This is a genomic window from Streptomyces sp. TRM68416 (assembly GCF_014596915.1).
Classification (GTDB): domain Bacteria; phylum Actinomycetota; class Actinomycetes; order Streptomycetales; family Streptomycetaceae; genus Streptomyces.
This window is the reverse complement of the sequence record NZ_JACVWU010000001.1, coordinates 319,274-337,580: the sequence shown is the minus strand read 5'-3', so window position 1 is coordinate 337,580 and position 18,307 is coordinate 319,274. Positions and strand designations below refer to the sequence as shown.

Genomic DNA, 18,307 nt, shown 5'->3' with positions numbered 1-18,307 from the left:
GAACGGGGCCGGCCCCGGCCTCACCCGGAGCACGACCCCTCGGCACATCCACACCCAAACCCAATCCAGGAGTGGATCACCTTGACCGCATCATCTCAGACCCCCATGGGCCCCTGGCCCCCCGAGCCCCAGCAAGACCCGCGTCCGTTGCAGGCGGCCGTCGCCTCGTACGCCACGGTGTTCCCCGCGCCCGAGGGGGCACCGGTGGGCCCGGCTGTGCCCGGGGGCCTGGTCGTCGACGTGCCCGAGCGGCCGCTGCCGGAGTGCTTCAGCTGTGGCCGCCCGGGCCACCTCTACCCGGACTCGTCGGGCCGCCGCTACGCCTCCGGCACGCCGGTCGTGTTCTGCGGCACCTGCGTCCCCGACGCCACGCCCGAGGAGGCCGTCGCCGCGGTCGTCGCGGCGGAGATGGCCAAGGACGAGCCCGTCACCCCGCGCGACATCGCGGCCGCGGAACTCACCGCCGGCGTCGCGTTCGACGCCAAGCGCATCGAGGCCGTACGGACCGCCGAGCGTGAGCAGGCCCGCGCAGAGTTCCGCGCCGAGCTCGTCGGTGCGTCGCAGGACCGCGAGGCCCTGGCCTGGTTCCACGAGCGGTGCCGGGCGGTCGGCCGCCTGTGCGACGACCGCGCCCTGGACGACACGCTGAGGGTGGGCGAGGTCCTGGCGGCCGTCGACGGCCGCACCCCCGCCGCGCTGCCGCTCACGCTCACGTGGGACAACGGCGCGGTGTCCGACCCGGCCGGTGACGGTCCGGGGGAGGTGACCCTGGTCGCGTGCACGACCGCGCGCGGCGGCCGCGCCGTCCTGGTCCTGGACGACGGCGAGCGTCTCCGCCTCGGCGAGCACCTGCTGAACCACCTGCAGCCCGCCGAGACCTGCACGACCCCGGGGTGCGGCATGGCGGGTGAGGACCTCGACGCCTCGGACCCGACGGTGTCCGGCTGGATTCTCCTCGACGTCGCCGGTACCGACAGCGGACCGCGCTGGTGGTGCAGCCCCTGGTGCTCGTCGGCCGCGCTCGCCGCGGCCCGCGCCGAGCTCGCGGCCGCCGACCAGCTGGCCGCGACCGACCCCGACCAGCAGGTGCCCTACCGGCTCGTGACGGACGCGCCCGAGGCGATGCCGGGTGGTGCCTGGTGACGACGGTTCAGGACACCTATCTGGGCTGGGAGGAGCCGGCGCATCTCGCGGGCTGCAAGCGGCCCGCGTGGAACGTCGACTTCCGCACGGACGAGGACGAGTTCCGCGAGCGGTTCGGCGGTGACGCGCACTCCTGCCCCAACGACGAGTGCGGTCACCGTGACCGGTACCCGCGCACCACGGTCCGCATCGTGTGCCCGTCGTGCCAGGCCGCCGTCGTCGTCCGCGGCGAGGACTGCGGCACCAGCCGGGGGATGACGGCGAACACCACGTACGGCTACGGTCTGCCGCCTCGGAAGGTGGCCGGTCTGTGGCTGTGGCCGGGCGAGCCGTTCCTCGACTTCGGGCGCCTGAGCAGTGACGAGCCGTACGACTTCCTCGTCACCCGCCCCGGCATCACCCGTGTTACCCGCGCGGACGTCGTCGGTGTGATCATGCAGTCCCGCGGCAAGCGCCACGCCGTCACGTGGTCGGCGGCCGCTGGCCCGCGCGACAGCAAGTACTCGCGGGGCCGGATCGACTGGTCCCGGCGCAGTGGCGACGACGCCACGCTGCGATCGGTGACCGCGGCCGCCAAGTGGATTGCCGCGCAGCTCCCCCCGGCGGAGTCGGCGGGTGAGGGCCGGTGAGCGCCCGCGAGAGCAGCGTGCGCCAGGCGCAGGGGGTCGGGAAGGACACCGGCGGCGGCCTCCAGCCGTCTGCCGGCGGCGTTCACCCGGACCTGGCCCTGCCGCACCTGCCGTACGGGGACGCGGTGCACGCCGAGCTCACCGCGTCCGGGCTGGAGCCCGACGTGGTCGAGGCTGGGGTACGCCGCGAGCCGGGGTGCACGCGGGAGCTGTTCCTGACCGTCTCCTGGTCGCCCGGGCACGCCGACCTCGACCGTGAGGTGTGGCCGGACGGGCTGACCCTGGCCTGGTCGCATCTGACCGGCTGGTCCACCCACGACGGCGACACCGTCCGCACCCTCGATGACGACCTGGACGACCTTGCGCCCCCGGTGCTCATCGCCGACGCCGTCCTCCATCTCGCTGTCCACGGCCTGCACGTCCCATGGGTGCCCCCGGTCGGCGGCCGCTGGGTGCACGCCGACGGCCTCGATGCGGCGCTGGACGCCTTCGCTGAGCGGGAGGTGAACCGATGACGAAGCCACCGACGACGAAGGGCGTGGACCTGGTCCAGGTGCGGCGTGCGGGCCTGCGCCTGCCCCGCACCACTGTCCCGGGGCAGCCGTGGACACCGCGTACCCCGGCCGAGCACCACCTGCTCGGCGAGGCGCAGCGCCTGTACCGGAACTGCCTGCTGCTCCTGGAGGAGATCGGCCAGCTCCGGCAGCAGGCGACAGTGCCCTCGCGCGCGGAGCAGCTGGCGGCCGCGGCCCGGGAGGCGGAGCGGCTGAAGGCGTGCCCGCTGGCCCCGGCCCAGCTGAAGGCGATCGAGGCCGCGGCCGCCGGGGAGTCCGTGCACGCCACCGCGCGCCGGCTGTCCCTGTCGTTCGAGACGGTCCGCTCGCACCGCCAGCGTGCGATGAAGCGGCTCGACGCGCGGGACATCGAGCAGGCGGTCGAGGTGTGCACCGCCGCGGGATGGATCACCGCCGCGCAGACGGAGGGAGGTGCCACGCCGTGATCCTGCACCTGATCATCTGCATGGCCGCGGCCTGGGCGGTGGCCTGGGCGGTCCTCGGGATCGCCGACCACCGGGCCGCCCGCCGCCCGCCGGCGCGCATCGGCCAGCCCGTACGCCACGCGGTGCCGCCGCTGCCCTCCCGGGCGCGCGGCAACCTGGCCCGCGCCCGGTCCGGCCCTGCCCGCACCCACCGCCCCGGAGGCCGCCTGTGACCCGCGCGGAGATCATCGCCGGCGTCCTGCACCATCCCGTCCTTGACCGGCCCGTCCTCGGGCGCGAGCTGCGCGAGCGCCTGGTGCAGGGGCTCGGCGCGGGGTCGACGGCCGCGGAGTGGACGGCGACCGTGCCGCAGCTCGCCGACGCCCTCGACACCGCGCTGACCGTGCACGACGTCATCACCGCGGCGGCCTCGGCGGGGACCGTGGCGGCCGGGCACGCCCTGGTCATCCAGTACCAGGGCGCGGACCTGGTCGGCGTGTGCCAGTGCGGCAGGCCCGTGGGCCGCGTCCGCCCCGGCGCGGCGCTGGACGCGCTCGCCGTGCCCTGGGAGCGCCACATCAGCCCCGCCCACGCCCGCGCGAGCGCCTGACCCCATCCGAATCTCCGGGCGGGCGGGACGTGCCCTGACAACCGTCCCGCCCGCCCGGGCACCACACCGAAGGACCACGCTTATGCGTCGCGACTCGCGACTGAGGACCATCACCGAGGCCCTGCAGACCGGGCCCGGCAACAACCGCCGCGCCCATCGGATTTGGGGGCGCAGCAGCAGCGCCACCATGGACCAGGGCGCTCAAGGCAACGTGTGGGCCGCCGACATCCACGACCTGGCCGTGCACGTCTTCACCCGTCTGTACGGCCGCCCGCAGGACGGTGAGCAGCTCAGCCCGCTCGCCCAGGCCGGGGATGCCAAGCGCCGCCGGGACCTGGTCGGCGAGGTGGAGGCCCTCAACTCCGGCTACACCGCGCTCAAGTCCGCCCCCTGGTACCCGGCACGTCACGGCGACGTCGTCCACCTCCACTACGAGCGCGCGGGCAGCGAGGCCGCGATGGGCCAGACGTACGTGGTCGAACGCGGCGAGCACGACGGCTGCTTCAACCTGCGCCTGCTCGCCCACAGCCACCCCGAGGGCGAGGACTTCGAGGGCTCGGCGGGCGTGTTCGCCTGCGCCGACGACCCCGACCCGTTGGTGGAGATGTGGATGGAGGCAGGCCCGCACCGGCTGACCATCGTCCGGGACGGGCAGGTCGTGCACGACGGCCCCCGCGGCAGCACGGCGGCCGCGGGCGCGCGCACGGCGGCCAGGGCTCTGGCCGCGGCCGTCAACCAGGCGGAGGACTACCTGCGGCGCGGGGAACCGGAACTCGCCCTCGCCCGGCTGAAGTCGCCCGGGCCGCTGCCCGCGTGCGGCGCCCCGGGCTTCACCGCGGGCCAGCCGGACTGTGCGCGGCCGCGCGGCCACCGCGGCGCCTGCAGCGACAATCCCGCGTACGTCGAGCCGCCGCACGCGTGCCCGGCCCTGCCCGAGCAGCTGCACGCCGTCGTCACCATCGGCGCGAAGGTCACCGACGTCCACTTCGCCGGCCTGTACGAGGACCGCGAGGCGGCCGTCGACCACTGCACCGGGTACGCCGGCTACGACCAGGCACACACCGAGCGGTACGTGCAGCCCGCGCCCGGCCTGCCCGGCGAGACGATCCTCACTCTCCCCGCCCAGCACGAGCTCGCCGCGACTGGTGTGCAGTTGGCGGTCGTGGTGCCGCTGTCGGTGCTGCCCGACCCGCGCGCGGAGGACGAGTGGGCGGCCGAGGGCATGGCCACGGCCCTGACCGCGGAGGACTACGCCGACGACTTCCGGGACGTGGACGAGTGAGCGCCGTCGACCCGCACGTGGAGGCGCACCGGCTGAAGAGGGAGCTGGGCTGGGGCGCGCGCCGGATCGCGGCCGAGCTCGGGGTGAGCCGGTACGCGGCCGAGCAGTTGCTGAAGCGGCCACTGGCTGAGCCGGTGGCCGAGGTGGCTGCGGGCGAGCGGCCGCTGGCTGAGCCGCCCGGCGATCCGGCGGCCGCCGCGCTCCCGCCGGCCGGGGTGGTGGCCGACGGCCTGGACACCCGGCCGCCGGGGCCGTGGCTGCGGCTGAACCTGTCGCAGCGGCCGCGGCTGTGGCGCGCCCTGGCGACGCTGCTGCAGCTGGGGATGCGGGCGCCGGTGGCCGTAGACGTCGCTGTGCGCGCGTTCGCCCGCGCCTACCACCAGGCCGTCATCCGCGGCGAGCTGGTCCCCGGCCAGCCGTACGAGGTGCAGACCCGTATCCGGCCCGCCACACCGGCCACGGCCGGCCGGGCCGCCTGATGACCGGGCCGTCCGCCCCGTAGTTGGAGGCAGGGCGGGCGGCCCACTCCCCGTACGACTCCCTTGGAGGTGGCCGTGTTGTTGATCCGTGTCTGGGGCGTGCTGGCCGCGGCCGCGCTTGCCGCGCTGCTGTGGGCGGCCGGCTGCGGCGGCCCGTCCTCGGGGGCCGTTCCCCGTCCGGGCCCCAACCCGGCCCCGATCGCCGGGCGGCCGTGATGCCCGGGCCGGGCCCGCGCGGGCGCAGGCCGTGCGATGTGCCGTGGCTGCCGCACGCCCTGACCCGCGCCCGCCCGTATCCGTGCGGCTGGCGCTGCGACCGCCACAGCCCCTGGGCCATAGCCGGCCAGGAGGCGCCCGAGCCCGGCCCCGGCTGGCCCGCGCGCCGCACACCCACCACCCCGACAGGAGAGACCTGATGACGCAGCCATCGACCGGAGCGGTGCCCACCCCGCGCGACCTCGCCACCGCCCTGCGCCGCCCTGGCGCGGCACCCGCACCGGCCCCGGCCGCCCCGGCCTCGCCGTTCGACCGGCACCGGTGGGAGCAGGCCCTGATCGCCACCCCGCTGCCGCACCACGCCGCCCGCATGCTCGGCTGGGGCCTGGCCCACGTCGCCGGCACCACCGGACACCTCGGCCCCCAGGAGAAGGGGCATCTGGCCCGCACGCTGCGCCTGAGCCCCAAGCAGATCCGGCTGTCCCTGGTGCAGCTCGAGGCCGCCGGACTGATCCGGCGCCCGGACGTCCACACCTGGCAGGCGGACGGCCTCACGCGCCCGATCACCCTCACCCTCCCGGCGGCCGCCGCGCGCCGGGTGCCGCCCAGTACCGGCCAGGCCCGGTGAACGGCCCGGAGCGGTTACCCCCGCTACCCGCCAACCCGTCCCGCCCTGACGGGCCCGGCATCCGCCGCGGCCCCTGCGGCGCCACCTCCACCACTCCCGCAGGCGACCAGGTCGCCGACGACACCAGCTAGGACTCCGTGACCCACCTGCCCGCGTCCCCTGCCGAGCCCCGCCGCACCCGCGGCGGGGCCGGTGGCGCGGGCCGCGGGCAGTGGGTCCGCTACCCGCTGCGCGTGGTCGTCGACGCGGATGCGTACGCGCCGGGTGACACGAACTTCTACGGCAAGGTCAAGGCCCTGTCGAAGGGGCGCCGGGCCACGGCGTCCATGGAGAAGATCGCCGACTACCTGGGCGTCTCGAAGTCCAGTGGAGAGCGCGCGGCGCGCCGCCTGGGGCGACCGGCGCCGACGGACGGCGTGCAGGAACTTTTCACCAAGCGCCAGACCCACAAGATCACCGGCACGGGGCAGACCGCCGAGCGCTGGTGCCGCGACCTCGACGCGGGCGAGCCGTACGTGTGCGGGCCGGTACGGGCCGCGGACACCCTCCGCGGCATCGAGCACCGCCTCTACCTCGGCCTGCGCTACGCCATCCTCGTCAAGGGCCACCAGCCCACCCTCACCGAACTCGCCCGGCTGCTGCGCCACCACGGCGGCAAGCTCACCGGACAGCCGCTCGCTGAGGCCTCCGTCGCCCGCCTCCTGGACCGCCTGGCCGCGCTCGGCTGGATCAGCCTCGACAAGCGCGCCGGCTACCGCGGCCGCCACCTCATCACCGTCCACGACGACCCCGTCCACCCCGCCACCGAGGAGACGCCGACTCCTCATCCTGGTGACGGATCGGGTCCCGATCTTGATGACGGATCCCCCGCGTATAAGGAAGACCTACAACTGAACGACCGGGGAAGCACGCCCGAGCGTGGTTCCTTCCGCCGTAGGCGAGATCACCGTAGTTACGGGCCCGATCCTGTGGATACCGCAGGTAACGAGGTCGATGTGCCCCCGGCCCTCCGGGGCGCCGTGCGCCCCCCACAGCGCCCCGCGTACGCCGGACCGCCGCTGACCCTCAGCCCCCGCGTCTGGCACGTCCTGGCCCCCGTGGCGGATCTCCTGCCCGCCTGCACACCGTTCACCGTCCGGCGCATCGCCCGTGAGGTCGGGCGCCAGCTCGACCAGGGCGTGTTCGCCGAGGACATCCGCGACCAGCTCACCCGCCTCCGCGCCTGGACCCCCACCGACACCATCCGAGACCCCGGCCGGTGGATCCTCGGCGCCGCCCTGCCCGACCGCCCCGGCCACTGCGGCACCACCGACTGCCACTACGGCTACCAGCGCTTCACCGGCACCCCCTGCAAGGCCTGCGCCGAACTCACCACTGAGCGGATCCGGGCCGCTCACCCGCCCTCAGCGTTCCGGCACGAGTGCGCCCACTGCTACGCGCCGTCCCGCCAGCCCCTCCCACACGGCCTCTGCGCCACCTGCAGGCCCGCCTGACCCGGCCCCTGAGAGGAGTCACCCGATGCCCACCGTCCCGCACCCCACCCAAGGCGTCACCACCTGCACCCGGTGCGGCGCCCGTATCCGCTGGGCCACCTGCACCTCCGGCTACAACAAGGGCCGGCGCGTCCCGCTCAACGCGCTGCCCTCCCCAGCGGGCGGGCTCGCCGCCCACACCACCGGCCTCGGCGGCCTGGTCGTGCGCGAACTCGACGCGGACCGTCCGAACCCCGAACTCCTGGAATGGAAGGCCGTCGCGCACTGGGACTCCTGCACCGGCAGCGAGCAGCAGGCCCCGCCCGCACCGCCACGGTCACGGCCCGCCCGGCGCCGCCCCACCGTCCAGGCACCCCTGTGGGGCCGCTCATGACCGCCGTACGCGACGACGTCGCCGCCCTGCTCCACGCGGGCCACACCTACCGGCAGATCATGCGCGAGCTCGGCGTCAGCAACCACACGATCATCCGTACCCGGCGCACCCTCGACATCCCGCTCCCGCCCGGCCGCGCCAAGCACACCCCCGCCGAACGCGCCGCCATCGACGCCCAGGCCCTCGTCCTGCTCCGCGCGGGCGCCACCACCCAGGAGATCCGCAGCACCCTCCGCATCAGCCCCAACCGCATCTGCCACCTGCGTAAACAGCACCACATCCCTGTCCCCCACCGGGACGTCTGGGCCGGCCAGCGCCGCACCATCGACGAAGCCTTCACCCTCCACACCCGCCCCACCGCCAGCGGCGGACACCTGCTGTGGACCGGCCCCCGCAGCGGCCGCGGCCTCGACCTCATCGCCTCCGGCCGCAAACACAACGCCCGCCACATCGCCTTCCACAAGCACCACGGACGCGAACCCCAAGGCCGCGTCTGGCGCACCTGCAACCAGCCCGACTGCATCGCCGGCGCCCACCACACCGACGCACTCATCCGCCAGGCCCACAAACGCGCCGACAAGGCCTTCCCCCACATCTTCGGAACAGACGCATGAACCCCGACCGCCTCCCCGGCCTCCTCCTCCCAGCCCTCTACCTGATCGCCGCCCTCGCCCTCACCACGTACGTCGCCCTGCACCGCATACGGAACCGCCGATGACCTTCGACCGCACCGTCACCAGCCTGAACATCGCCCTCGTCCTCGGCGCGCTCCTGGTCCTCGTCATCCTCGCCGCCACCGCCTACAACGCCGTCTGCCGCGCCCTGGACACCCGCACCGACCGCCGCGCACGCCAAGCCGCACGCGCCCGCCACACCCACGCCCGCACCGCCGCCGACACCGCCATCGAGGACGCCGTCACCGTCGCCCTCAATGAGGCCTGCTGCGAGGCCTGGTGGACCTCCTGCGGCTTCCACCACGACCCCACCTGCCCCCACCACACCCGCAAGGAAGCGTGACCGCCTCACGCGCGCGCCTGCGAACGCGTGCGCGGTAACCGCAGGCACGCGCGCGAAACCACCACACCCACCAGAAGGACGCCCCACCATGAGCACCTGCAGCATCTGCCCCCGTAGCGCCGACGACGGACAGCACGCCTGCCCGCGGCACGCCGCCGAACTCCGCGCCTGGCTCACCGAACTGCCCCGGCAGGAGAAGCTGCTGAGCCTGTTCCTGGCGCCCGCCTCACGCCCTCACGCCGGACGCCTCGGCGGTACCGGCCGCGCCACCGCACCCGTCCCCGTCGACCTCCGCGTCCTCAACCTCCTCGTCGGCCCCGGCCACTACGAGCCCGTCCCCGGCAGCGACGACGACGGCCAGCCCCCCATCGCCGCCAGACTCGGCGCCTGGGCCGGCCACATCGCTTACCACTACCCGGCCGCCACCCGCGACCCCTACGGCACCGCCCACACCGTGCCCTGCGCCCAGGCCTGGCCCAGACGAGGAGGCGAGACCATCACCGGCTGGTGCAACTGGCTGCTCGCCTACCTGCCGTACGCCCTCACCCTCCCGCTCATCGCGGACTTCCACCGCCAGCTCGGCGACCTCATCGACCACGTCCGCGACCTCACCCACGCGGTGCCCCGCCGCCACTACATGACCGCGCCCTGCCCCGGGTGCGGCGAGTTCGATCTCGCCCGCACCGACGGGCAGGACGGCGTCACCTGCCAGGACTGCGGGCATCACCTCACCCTCGACGCGTACGACGAACACGCCGCACGCCTCCTGCGCGCCTACCAGGAGGGGGCCGCCGCCGACGGGGCCGCCGCGTAGGCCCCAATACCCCCTGTACGAACGTTCGTTCCCATCAGACACTCGGTGGACAGTGCACCGACTTGCTCGCCGCACCCAGCGGCGTACGCGACCCGCACGGAAACGAGGCCACCATGCCCACCTGGACGCTCCACCGAGGAGACGCCCTCACCCTCCTGCGCGCGCTCCCCGACGCCTCGGCCAGCGCGACGATCACCGACCCGCCCTACAACTCCGGCGGCACCACCACCACGGCCCGCACCAGCGACACCGCCCGCGGCAAGTACGTCAGCGGCGACGCCCAGCACCAGCTCCCCGACTTCGACGGCGACAACCGCGACCAGCGCAGCTACACCCTGTGGCTCACCCTGATCCTCACCGAGTGCTACCGCATCACCGAACGCGGCGGCCCGCTCCTGGTCTTCACCGACTTCCGCCAGCTCCCCGCCACCTCCGACGCCCTGCAGGCCGCCGGCTGGACCTGGCGCGGCATCGTGCCCTGGCACAAGCCCATCTCCCGCCCCTTCAAGGGCGGCTTCAACCGGGCTTGCGAATACATCCTGTGGGCCACCAAGGGCCCCGTCGACGCCGCCCGCAACCCCGTCTGCCTGCCCGGCCTGTACTCCGCCAGCCAGCCCCGCGGCTCCAAGCGGCACCACATCACCCAGAAGCCCGACGAGCTCATGGCCGAACTCGTCAAAGTCTGCGTCCCCGAGGGCACTGTTCTGGACCCGTTCACCGGCTCCGGCTCCACCGGCGTCGCCGCCCTCGCCTCCGGACGGTCGTTCATCGGCATCGAACAGTCCGCCCCGATCGCCGACACCGCCTGCACCCGGCTCTCCGCGGCCGTCGCCTGACTGGGCCGCGGCGTTCCTGCTGGACAAGATCCCTCACTTAGCGCAACACTCGTGCCAACGGCACACGTGTGCCCACCCCCAGGATTCCCACATCAGGGGTGACACACAGGGATGGGAGCCGACCCGGGCCCACGGGCCCCTTTGAGTCGGCGAGGCTGCCGCAAGCCTGAAGACCGGCCCCTGTCACCCCGACCCACATGAAGCCGCAGCCCCGGACGCGCTCTGGGGCTGCGGCGCATCCCAGGGAGGTGGCAGGCGTGACCGATCCCCTCTACACCGCCGACGAAGCCGCCGCCCTCGCCACCACCTGGCGCCGCCTGGTCTCCGCCGGCGCCGCCGCCGTCACCCCCAACACCATCCGCTCCTGGGCCCACCGAGGCCACCTCCCCCCAGCAGGCCTCGACCACAACCGCCGCCCCCTGTACGCCCGCACCGCCCTCGCCCGCGCCGAGAAGGCCACCCGCGCCCGTGCCCTCCGCCTCGTCGGCATCAGCACCCGGTAACCTCGCCGAACCGGCGGCGGCGCGGAGGACGGGCAACACCGTCAGCGTCCCGGGAAGGAACCGGGCCGCGCCGCCGCCCATGCGTCACAGAACAGCCACACCCCCGACACGCGGCCAGCACGCCGGGCAATGATGTCCCGTCAGCGTCAACAGTCCTTGGGGGGACCGTGAGCGAGTACAGAGACATCCAGTCGGCCGTGAGAGTCGAGAAGTTCCGCATCTGGTTCGCCTGGCTGACCGGAAACGTGATCATGCTCCTCATCGCCCGTGCCACGCAGAACGTCCACATCGTCAGCGTCATCACCCAAGTACTGCTCGTCGTCCTCTTCCTCCTGCTCACCTTCACCGCCATACGGATGACCAACGCCCTGAACCGCAAGGCCGCAGCCAAGCGCCGGACAGTCCTCGGCGACGACGTGTAATCGCAGGAGGCGCCCGTGGCCGGCAACCCCCGCAACGGGCGCCCCTACCGCACCCTCTGCAAGCAGCAGCGCGCCAAGCGCCTGCCCTGCTGGTGGTGCGGCCACGACATCGACTACACCCTCACCGGCTACGCAGCCCAGCGCAGCCCCTGGGCCTTCACCCTCGACCACGCCCTACCGCTCAGCCGCGGCGGCGACCTCCTCGACCCCGCCAACGCCCGCAGCGCACACCGCCGCTGCAACAGCCAGCGCGGCAACCGCACCCACCAGCCGCAGCCCCGAGCGTCAAGGAGATGGTGACAGCGTGACGGTGAGCAACGACGAGCAGGACTACGGAGCATGGCGCGCCGAGCAGCAACACCGCGCCCAGGCCCACGCCTTCGCCTGGGCCGAGCGCGCGAGCGCCGAATACGGCCAGGCCATCCGGTACGAGGACCGCGCCCGCGCCCGGACCGACGTCGGATGGCAGCACGACCGCGCGACCGAGGAACGCCAGCTCGCCCAGTTCCACGGCGTACGGTCCACCGAAGCCCTCAAGCTCGCCGAGATGTGGGCACGCGTCGCCCACGCCCTGGCCGACGCAGACCAACCGGAGCTGGCCCACGCTCACCCGGAGTGACGCCACAGCGGAGGTGACGCAGCGTGCTGTACGTCATCACCGGTCCACCCGCCGCGGGCAAGTCCACGTGGATTCAGGCGCACGCCACAGCACGTGACATCGTCATCGACCTGGACCGCATCGCCACGGCGCTCACCGGCCCGGGCGCACCGCAGTGGAACCACGACCCGCTCGTGCAGCGCGTCGCCCAGCGCGCACGGTTCGCCGCCATCGACGAGGCCGTGAAGCACCTCGACGACGTGGACGTCTACCTGATCCACACCATGCCCAGCCCCAAGGCCCGGGCCAAGTACAAGCGGCTCGGCGCGCGCATCGTCGTGGTCGATCCCGGCGAAGCGGTCGTGCGTGAGCGCGTGAAGGCGATGCGCTCCGACGGCATGGACCGCGTGGTCACCCGCTGGTACGGGGCGTACCGGAAGGGTGGGTCACGCCCCGTCACCGCCCAGACGTCCCGCGACTGGTGACGCAGCGCCACACCAGCGACGAGCGTGACGAAACGTCGTAAAACGATCTTCGGAAGCGCTGCGCAGGCAGTGCGATCGTGCGCGAGGGCGGAGGAGTGGGTCCAAAGTTCAGAACGCAGGCGGGCGACCCAAAAGCCCTTGTCGCCCGCTTCTCTCCCCGCCGCGGCGCTCCCTGATCCGCCGAACCGCACTCCAGTGAATTAGTAACGCTCTGTCACCATACAGGTGATTACGTTCCGTTACTAAGTGCTTGTTACGGATAGTCACTGTCTGTCTTGTTACGGGGGGTGATGTCCGAATGGGTGATGCCCCGAAGCGGCGCCTGCGCCGCGGCGCCGTCGCGGCCGCGACCACGGCCGAGCTCGCCGAGCTCGGCGTCGATCCTGCGGCGAATGCTCAGGCCGCGGCCGCGCTGCGCCTGGCCGCCGAGCTCGACTCCGCCCCCGACCCGAAAGCAGCCGCCACCGCCGCTCGCGAACTGCGCCAGGCCATGCAGGTGGTGCGCGCGGCCGCTCCCCCGAAGGAGCGTGGCGACAAGGTCGACGAGATCGCCGCGCGGCGTGAGAGGCGCCTCTCTCCTCGGGCCGGTAAGGGTGCCGGGTGATCGGCTGCCAGACCCCGCGGATCCTGTCCGTGCCGTGGCGCCGGCGCGTCGACACCGGCCGGTGGGACGGCACCGAAGACCAGGAAGCGCTCGACTTCCGGTCGCCCGCAGGCCAGGAGTGCATCGAGCTCGCCGAGGACGCCGGCCTCTACCTGGACCCGTGGCAGCAACTCGCCCTGCACCACTCCCTCGTCGAGGACGACGAGGGCCGGTGGGCGTCCCTGGACGTTGTCCTCAACGTCGCCCGGCAGAACGGCAAGGGCGGCTTCCTGGAGGCCCGCCAGCTGGGCGAGGTCATCCTGTTCGGCGGGAAGCTGGTCATCCACACCGCCCACCAGTTCAACACCGCGCAGGAGTCGTTCCTGCGCCTGGACCAGGTCATCGAGGGCTCGTACGCGCTCAGCCGTCGCGTCAAGCGCGTACGCCGCTCCCACGGCGAGGAGGGGTTCGAGTTCTTCAACGGGGCCCGGATCCGGTTCCTGGCCCGCGGCGGGGACTCCGGCCGCGGCTTCTCCGGCGACCTGGTCCTGATGGACGAGGCGATGAAGCTGCGGGCGGCGCCCATCGGCGCCCTCATGCCGGTCCTCTCCGCCCGCCCCAACCCGCAGCTCGTGTTCACCGGCAGCGCCGGTCTTGGCGACGAGAGTGAGCAACTGGCGCTGCTGCGGGCCCGGGCCCTGGCCGAGGGCGACCCGGACCCCTCGCTCACGTACCTCGAGTACTCGATCGACCAGCACGTCAAGGAGTGCCCAACGGACGCCGACGGCCGGATCGTGTGCGAGCTGCACGACAACCGCGAGGTCGTACGGTCCTGGGCCCGGGCCAACCCCGCGCTGGGTATCCGGATCCGGCCCGCGTATGTCGAGCGGGAGATGCGCAGCATGCGCCCGGACCTGTTCGACCGCGAGCGCCTGGGCGTGGGCGACTACCCCGAGGTCACCGACGAGACCTGGCAGGTCATCGCCAAGGACAAGTGGGAGGCCCTCGAGGACGCCTCCTCCAAGCCCGCGGACCCGGTGGGCTTCGCCATCGACACCAACCCCGAGCGGACCTGGTCGTCGATCTCCGTGGCCGGAGCATCCGGTGAAGGCGTGCACTTCGAGGTCGTCGACCACCGGCCGGGGACGGACTGGGTGATCGAGCGGGCCAAGGAGCTCGACATGAAGTGGTCGCCGTGTGCGTGGGTGATCGACGAAGGCGGCCCGGCCGGCTCTCTGGTGCCTGGCCTGCGCAAGGCACTGGAGTACGAGGACGACGAGGACCGCGAGGACCGCTCTGAGCTGGTGTTCTGCCCGAAGGTGCGGGAGCTCACGCAGGCCTGCGGGCAGTTCTACGACCGCGTCGAAGAGGGCACGCTCGCCCATCTCGGCCAGGCGAACGTGACGGTTGCGCTCGCCGGGGCGCGCAAGCGGGAGGTGGGTGACGCGTGGCTGTGGACGCGCAGGTCGGACGGCGTCGACGTGAGCCCGCTGGTGGCGGGGACGTACGCGGTGTGGGGGTGGGAGATGCACCACGACGACGAGGACGAGGGGGCGCCGAACGTATGGTGAAGATCGCGAAGGTGCCGCAGGTGCTGCTGGCGGTCGAGGTCGCGTTCGTGCTCGTGTTCCTGGCCGGGGTCGGAATGGTCTACGTGCCTGCTGCGCTGATCCTCGGCGGCGTGCTGGGGGTCGTCGTCGTCGAGCGGCAGATGGCCCGGCACACGCCCGCCCAGGCGCGCGGGAAGGGGCGTGAGACGTGAGCCTGTTCGGTCTGTACGAGCGACGCAGCCTGGAGAACCCCGCGCAGCCGCTGACGGCGGAGGCAGTGGCCGAGTACCTCGGCGCGGTGCCCAACGAGTCGGGGATGCCGGTCACGGAGCGGTCCTCGCTGCACATGCCGGCGGTGTGGCGGTCGGTCGCGCTGATCTCCGGGGTGTCCTCGGCGCTGCCGCTGCACACCTACTTCACGGGCACCAAGGACCGCACCACATCCCCGCTGCTGGCTAACCCGCACCCGGAGCTGACGCCGCTGGAGCTGTGGCGGCTGGCGTATGTGCACCGGGTGCTGTGGGGCAACGGCTACCAGCAGAAGATCCGCAACCGCGCCGGCGTCATCGCCGAGCTGCACCCGCTGATGCCGGACCGTGTCCGCGTGGGCAAGGTCCAGCCCGACGAACTGCTGCCCTCGGGGAAGGTGTTCGAGGTCACCGACGACTGGGGCACCGTGCACGCGCTCACCTCGCGGGAGATCCTGCACATCCCCGGCCTCGGCTACGACGGCGTGACCGGCTGCTCCCCGGTGCGGCTCGCCGCCGAGGGCATCGGCCTGGCCCAGGCCGCGGAGAAGACAGCGGCCCGCCAGTTCGGCAAGGGCAACATCATGTCCGGCGTGCTGCAGACCGAGCAGCGCCTGAACCCGGACCAGGCCAACAAGCTCAAAGCCCAGTGGCGGGCGAAGATGGGCGGCTTCCGCAACAGCCAGGAGATCGCCGTCCTGGACGCCGGCGCCGCCTTCAAGCCCGTCACGATGCCCTACAAGGACGCCCAGTTCCTGGAGTCGAGGGAGTTCCAGGTCGTCGAGATCGCCCGCATGTTCGGGGTGCCGCAGTTCCTGCTGATGTCCACGGAGAAGAGCACGTCGTGGGGGACCGGGCTGGAGCAGCAGGCGCAGGGCTGGATCACCTTCGACCTCGCCCCGACGTGGCTGACGCCGACCGAGCAGCGCATCAACAAGGAGCTGCTGCCTGCCAGCCAGTACAGCAAGTACGCCGTGCAGGGCCTGCTGCGCGGCGACAGCTCGGCCAGGGCCACGTTCTACCGGGCGATGCGCGACGTCGGCGCCTTCAGCGGCAACGACATCCGCGCCCTGGAGGACCTGCCGCCCATCGGCCCCGAGGGCGACGTCTACCTGCAGCCCACCTACATGGCGCCGCTGGGCACCAACCCGCTCGCGCCGGACGAGGTTCCGGCGCCCGTACGCGCGGCCGCGCTGCTCGCCGAGGCCCAGCGGCTGCTGGCCCCGGCCGAGGAGCCGCGGCAGCTGACACCCGCCCCTGCACCCGAGGAAGGCACCGATGGGGATCCTGACGAGGACAACGACTGAGGAGCGCCGTCGCCTGCCGCTGTCCACGGCAGGCCTCGCCATCCGCGCCGACGGAGACAACGGCGCGGAGCGGTTCGTCGGCTACGCCGCCAAGTTCAACTCCCGCACCAGCATCGGCAACCCGCTGCGCTGGGGCTTCTACGAGGAAGTCGCCGACGGCGCCTTCACCAAGACCCTGGACGAGGGCGACGCACGGTTCCTGATCGACCACGACTCCTACTACGTCGTCTCCCGCGTCTCGGCCGGCACGCTCGAACTGGCCGAGGACGACAAGGGCCTGCCCGTCGACTCGGCCCTGGACCCGGCCCTGTCGTACGTGAACGACCTGAAGGCCAACATCCGCAACAAGAACATCACCGGCATGAGCTTCGGCTTCCAGGTCGTCAAGGACGACTGGCAGCTGATCGACGTCGAGACCAAGGGCGGTGACACCGTCCAGGCCGAGCTGCGGATCCTGCGCGAGGTCAAGCTGTTCGAGGTCTCCGCCGTCACCTTCCCCGCGTACGAGGACACCGAGGCAGGCCTGCGTGCCGTCGCGGCCGCGCTCGTACGCCGCGGCGACAAGGCCGCCATCGAGCAGCGGGCCCAGTACCGGCCCGAGCTGCTCGACCTGCTGCAGACGATCGACCGCGAGCCGGGTGAGTCCACTCGCGGCACCGACACCGACACCGAGCCGACGGACGTCACTCGGCTGTCACGCACCTCGGTCGACCGCAGGATGCAGGCCCTGGCCGCGCGTTACCGGCTGGCCCGCTGACCCACTCACCCGCCGACCCCCGACCCTCGCGGTCCGGGAGTGCTCGGCATGCCCGCGAGGAGCCCCACATGACCACAGAGACCCTGGCCCGGCGACAGCGCCTGGTCGACGAGCAGAACACCATCTGGCACCGCATGCAGGAGATCATGACCGGCTCGGAGGGCCGCGACCTCACCGACGAGGAGCGGACCAACTGGGACGCGGCCGAGGCCGACCTGACGCGGATCTCCGGCGACCTGGAGCGGCTGGAGCGCATGGCCCAGCTCGGCAGCGTCGACCGCAGCCAGATCATCACCACCTCCGACCGCGGCGACGACCCGGACGCCGAGGCACAGCGGTACGCCGAAGCCTTCCACCGGTACATGCGCTACGGCATGGAGGGCCTGGAGAGCGAGGACCGGCAGATTCTGCGCGGCGGCTGGAGCCAGCTGCAGGCGGGACAGACCCGCGCGCTGGGCACCGCCCCGGACTCCGCTGCCGGGTACCTGGTGCCGGACGCCTTCCGCAACACCATGACGGAGACGATGAAGGCGTTCGGCGGACTGCTGAACATCTGCAACGTCATCACCACCGACACCGGCGCCGACCTGAGCTGGCCCACCAACGACGACACCTCCAACGAGGGCGACCTGCTGTCGGAGGCAGTGCAGGTCCCCGAGCAGGACCTGACGGTCGGCGAGCGTGAGCTCGGCGCGTACACGTTCACCTCGAAGCTGGTGCGGGTGAACTGGCAGCTGCTGCAGGACGCCGCCTTCGACGTCGAGGCGTGGCTGCCCAGGAAGCTCGGCGAGCGGATCGGCCGTGCGGTCGCCCGCTACGTGTGCACCGGCACGGGCGTGAAGCAGCCGGAGGGCCTGACGACCGCGGTGCGGGTGGGCAAGCAGGGCGCCGGCGGGCAGACCACATCGGTCGTCTACGACGACCTCATCGACCTGGAGCACAGCGTCGACCCCGCCTACCGCGGGCCGAACTGCCGGTACCTGTGGCACGACCAGACGCTGAAGGTGATCCGGAAGCTGAAGGACGGCGACGGCCGCCCGCTGTGGGTGCCGGTCCCCGCGCCCGGGTTCCCGGCGACCGTCAACGGCTGGGCGTACACCGTCGACAACTCCATGCCGGAGCCCGGCGCTTCCAACAAGACCATCGTGTTCGGGGACTTCACGGCCGGCTACATCGTGCGCCAGGTCCGCGGCGTGCAGTCGATCCGCCTCAACGAGCGCTACGCCGACCGGCTGCAGACCGGGTTCTTCGGCTACTCCCGCATCGACGGGATGGTCGACGACGGCTCCGCGCTCGCCGCCTACCAGCACGCCGCCGCCTAAAGCTGGCTGCTGATCCGTCCGGGGCCGCCCGCC

The 18,307-nt window shown here is 72.9% G+C and carries 27 protein-coding genes; all 27 read left to right on the top strand.

The genetic code is table 11. The features are described from left to right. The first annotated feature begins 81 nt into the window (after positions 1-81). Positions 82-1,143: a hypothetical protein gene (locus ICC28_RS01580; protein ID WP_188286516.1), complete on the top strand. Its 1,062-nt coding sequence runs from the start codon at positions 82-84 to the stop codon at positions 1,141-1,143. After that, entirely contained in the window at positions 1,140-1,772 is a 633-nt protein-coding gene (locus ICC28_RS01575) for a hypothetical protein (RefSeq protein ID WP_188286515.1), read from the top strand. Before ICC28_RS01580 ends, ICC28_RS01575 begins: the two co-directional genes overlap by 4 nt. Continuing rightward, entirely contained in the window at positions 1,769-2,287 is a 519-nt protein-coding gene (locus ICC28_RS01570) for a hypothetical protein (protein WP_188286514.1), read from the top strand. Before ICC28_RS01575 ends, ICC28_RS01570 begins: the two co-directional genes overlap by 4 nt. Then, the gene (locus ICC28_RS01565) at positions 2,284-2,772 is read left to right on the top strand and encodes a helix-turn-helix transcriptional regulator (protein ID WP_188286513.1); all 489 of its coding nucleotides are present in this window, start codon (positions 2,284-2,286) and stop codon (positions 2,770-2,772) included. Before ICC28_RS01570 ends, ICC28_RS01565 begins: the two co-directional genes overlap by 4 nt. Beyond that, positions 2,769-2,984 (top strand): hypothetical protein, encoded by a 216-nt coding sequence (locus ICC28_RS01560; RefSeq protein WP_188286512.1) that lies wholly within the window; start codon positions 2,769-2,771, stop codon positions 2,982-2,984. Before ICC28_RS01565 ends, ICC28_RS01560 begins: the two co-directional genes overlap by 4 nt. Further along, a complete protein-coding gene (locus tag ICC28_RS01555; protein WP_188286511.1) occupies positions 2,981-3,361 on the top strand; it encodes a hypothetical protein in 381 nt (126 codons plus the stop codon). The genes ICC28_RS01560 and ICC28_RS01555 overlap by 4 nt, the downstream gene beginning before the upstream one ends. A gap of 82 nt (positions 3,362-3,443) precedes the next feature. Continuing rightward, positions 3,444-4,643: a hypothetical protein gene (locus ICC28_RS01550; RefSeq protein WP_188286510.1), complete on the top strand. Its 1,200-nt coding sequence runs from the start codon at positions 3,444-3,446 to the stop codon at positions 4,641-4,643. Then, positions 4,640-5,122 carry a hypothetical protein gene (locus ICC28_RS01545; RefSeq protein WP_188286509.1) on the top strand — a complete coding sequence of 161 codons (483 nt, stop codon included), beginning with the start codon at positions 4,640-4,642 and terminating at the stop codon, positions 5,120-5,122. Before ICC28_RS01550 ends, ICC28_RS01545 begins: the two co-directional genes overlap by 4 nt. A gap of 81 nt (positions 5,123-5,203) precedes the next feature. After that, complete coding sequence (locus tag ICC28_RS41050; RefSeq protein WP_262928450.1) at positions 5,204-5,338, top strand: hypothetical protein; 135 nt, start codon at positions 5,204-5,206, stop codon at positions 5,336-5,338. A gap of 199 nt (positions 5,339-5,537) precedes the next feature. Further along, complete coding sequence (locus ICC28_RS01540) at positions 5,538-5,966, top strand: hypothetical protein (protein ID WP_188286508.1); 429 nt, start codon at positions 5,538-5,540, stop codon at positions 5,964-5,966. Between the two features lie 137 nt (positions 5,967-6,103). After that, the gene (locus ICC28_RS01535) at positions 6,104-7,459 is read left to right on the top strand and encodes a hypothetical protein (RefSeq protein ID WP_188286507.1); all 1,356 of its coding nucleotides are present in this window, start codon (positions 6,104-6,106) and stop codon (positions 7,457-7,459) included. 25 nt (positions 7,460-7,484) lie between these two features. Continuing rightward, a complete protein-coding gene (locus tag ICC28_RS01530; RefSeq protein ID WP_188286506.1) occupies positions 7,485-7,832 on the top strand; it encodes a hypothetical protein in 348 nt (115 codons plus the stop codon). Continuing rightward, the gene (locus ICC28_RS01525; protein WP_188286505.1) at positions 7,829-8,446 is read left to right on the top strand and encodes a Trp family transcriptional regulator; all 618 of its coding nucleotides are present in this window, start codon (positions 7,829-7,831) and stop codon (positions 8,444-8,446) included. Before ICC28_RS01530 ends, ICC28_RS01525 begins: the two co-directional genes overlap by 4 nt. 100 nt (positions 8,447-8,546) lie before the next feature. Beyond that, entirely contained in the window at positions 8,547-8,849 is a 303-nt protein-coding gene (locus ICC28_RS01520) for a hypothetical protein (protein WP_188286504.1), read from the top strand. Between the two features lie 88 nt (positions 8,850-8,937). After that, positions 8,938-9,663 (top strand): hypothetical protein, encoded by a 726-nt coding sequence (locus tag ICC28_RS01515; protein WP_188286503.1) that lies wholly within the window; start codon positions 8,938-8,940, stop codon positions 9,661-9,663. A 113-nt stretch (positions 9,664-9,776) separates the two neighbouring features. Beyond that, a complete protein-coding gene (locus ICC28_RS01510) occupies positions 9,777-10,499 on the top strand; it encodes a DNA-methyltransferase (protein WP_188286810.1) in 723 nt (240 codons plus the stop codon). A 257-nt stretch (positions 10,500-10,756) separates the two neighbouring features. Further along, positions 10,757-11,002 (top strand): MerR family transcriptional regulator, encoded by a 246-nt coding sequence (locus ICC28_RS01505; RefSeq protein WP_188286502.1) that lies wholly within the window; start codon positions 10,757-10,759, stop codon positions 11,000-11,002. A 167-nt stretch (positions 11,003-11,169) separates the two neighbouring features. Continuing rightward, the gene (locus tag ICC28_RS01500) at positions 11,170-11,424 is read left to right on the top strand and encodes a hypothetical protein (protein WP_188286501.1); all 255 of its coding nucleotides are present in this window, start codon (positions 11,170-11,172) and stop codon (positions 11,422-11,424) included. A gap of 15 nt (positions 11,425-11,439) precedes the next feature. Then, a complete protein-coding gene (locus ICC28_RS01495; RefSeq protein WP_188286500.1) occupies positions 11,440-11,724 on the top strand; it encodes an HNH endonuclease in 285 nt (94 codons plus the stop codon). Positions 11,725-11,728: 4 nt separating this feature from the next. Next, positions 11,729-12,043, top strand: coding sequence for a hypothetical protein (locus ICC28_RS01490; RefSeq protein WP_188286499.1), 315 nt, complete (start codon positions 11,729-11,731; stop codon positions 12,041-12,043). A 23-nt stretch (positions 12,044-12,066) separates the two neighbouring features. Further along, on the top strand, positions 12,067-12,507 hold the full coding sequence (locus ICC28_RS01485; protein ID WP_188286498.1) for an AAA family ATPase: 441 nt from the start codon (positions 12,067-12,069) through the stop codon (positions 12,505-12,507). A 298-nt stretch (positions 12,508-12,805) separates the two neighbouring features. Continuing rightward, positions 12,806-13,111 carry a hypothetical protein gene (locus tag ICC28_RS01480; RefSeq protein ID WP_188286497.1) on the top strand — a complete coding sequence of 102 codons (306 nt, stop codon included), beginning with the start codon at positions 12,806-12,808 and terminating at the stop codon, positions 13,109-13,111. Further along, positions 13,108-14,661 (top strand): terminase, encoded by a 1,554-nt coding sequence (locus ICC28_RS01475; protein ID WP_188286496.1) that lies wholly within the window; start codon positions 13,108-13,110, stop codon positions 14,659-14,661. The genes ICC28_RS01480 and ICC28_RS01475 overlap by 4 nt, the downstream gene beginning before the upstream one ends. Then, positions 14,655-14,852 (top strand): hypothetical protein, encoded by a 198-nt coding sequence (locus tag ICC28_RS01470; protein ID WP_188286495.1) that lies wholly within the window; start codon positions 14,655-14,657, stop codon positions 14,850-14,852. The genes ICC28_RS01475 and ICC28_RS01470 overlap by 7 nt, the downstream gene beginning before the upstream one ends. Continuing rightward, on the top strand, positions 14,849-16,195 hold the full coding sequence (locus ICC28_RS01465) for a phage portal protein (RefSeq protein WP_188286494.1): 1,347 nt from the start codon (positions 14,849-14,851) through the stop codon (positions 16,193-16,195). Before ICC28_RS01470 ends, ICC28_RS01465 begins: the two co-directional genes overlap by 4 nt. Then, positions 16,167-16,952, top strand: a complete 786-nt coding sequence (locus tag ICC28_RS01460; protein WP_188286493.1) for an HK97 family phage prohead protease — start codon at positions 16,167-16,169, stop codon at positions 16,950-16,952. Before ICC28_RS01465 ends, ICC28_RS01460 begins: the two co-directional genes overlap by 29 nt. Before the next feature lie 68 nt (positions 16,953-17,020). Further along, positions 17,021-18,274, top strand: a complete 1,254-nt coding sequence (locus tag ICC28_RS01455) for a phage major capsid protein (protein ID WP_188286492.1) — start codon at positions 17,021-17,023, stop codon at positions 18,272-18,274. The last annotated feature ends 33 nt before the right edge of the window (positions 18,275-18,307 follow it).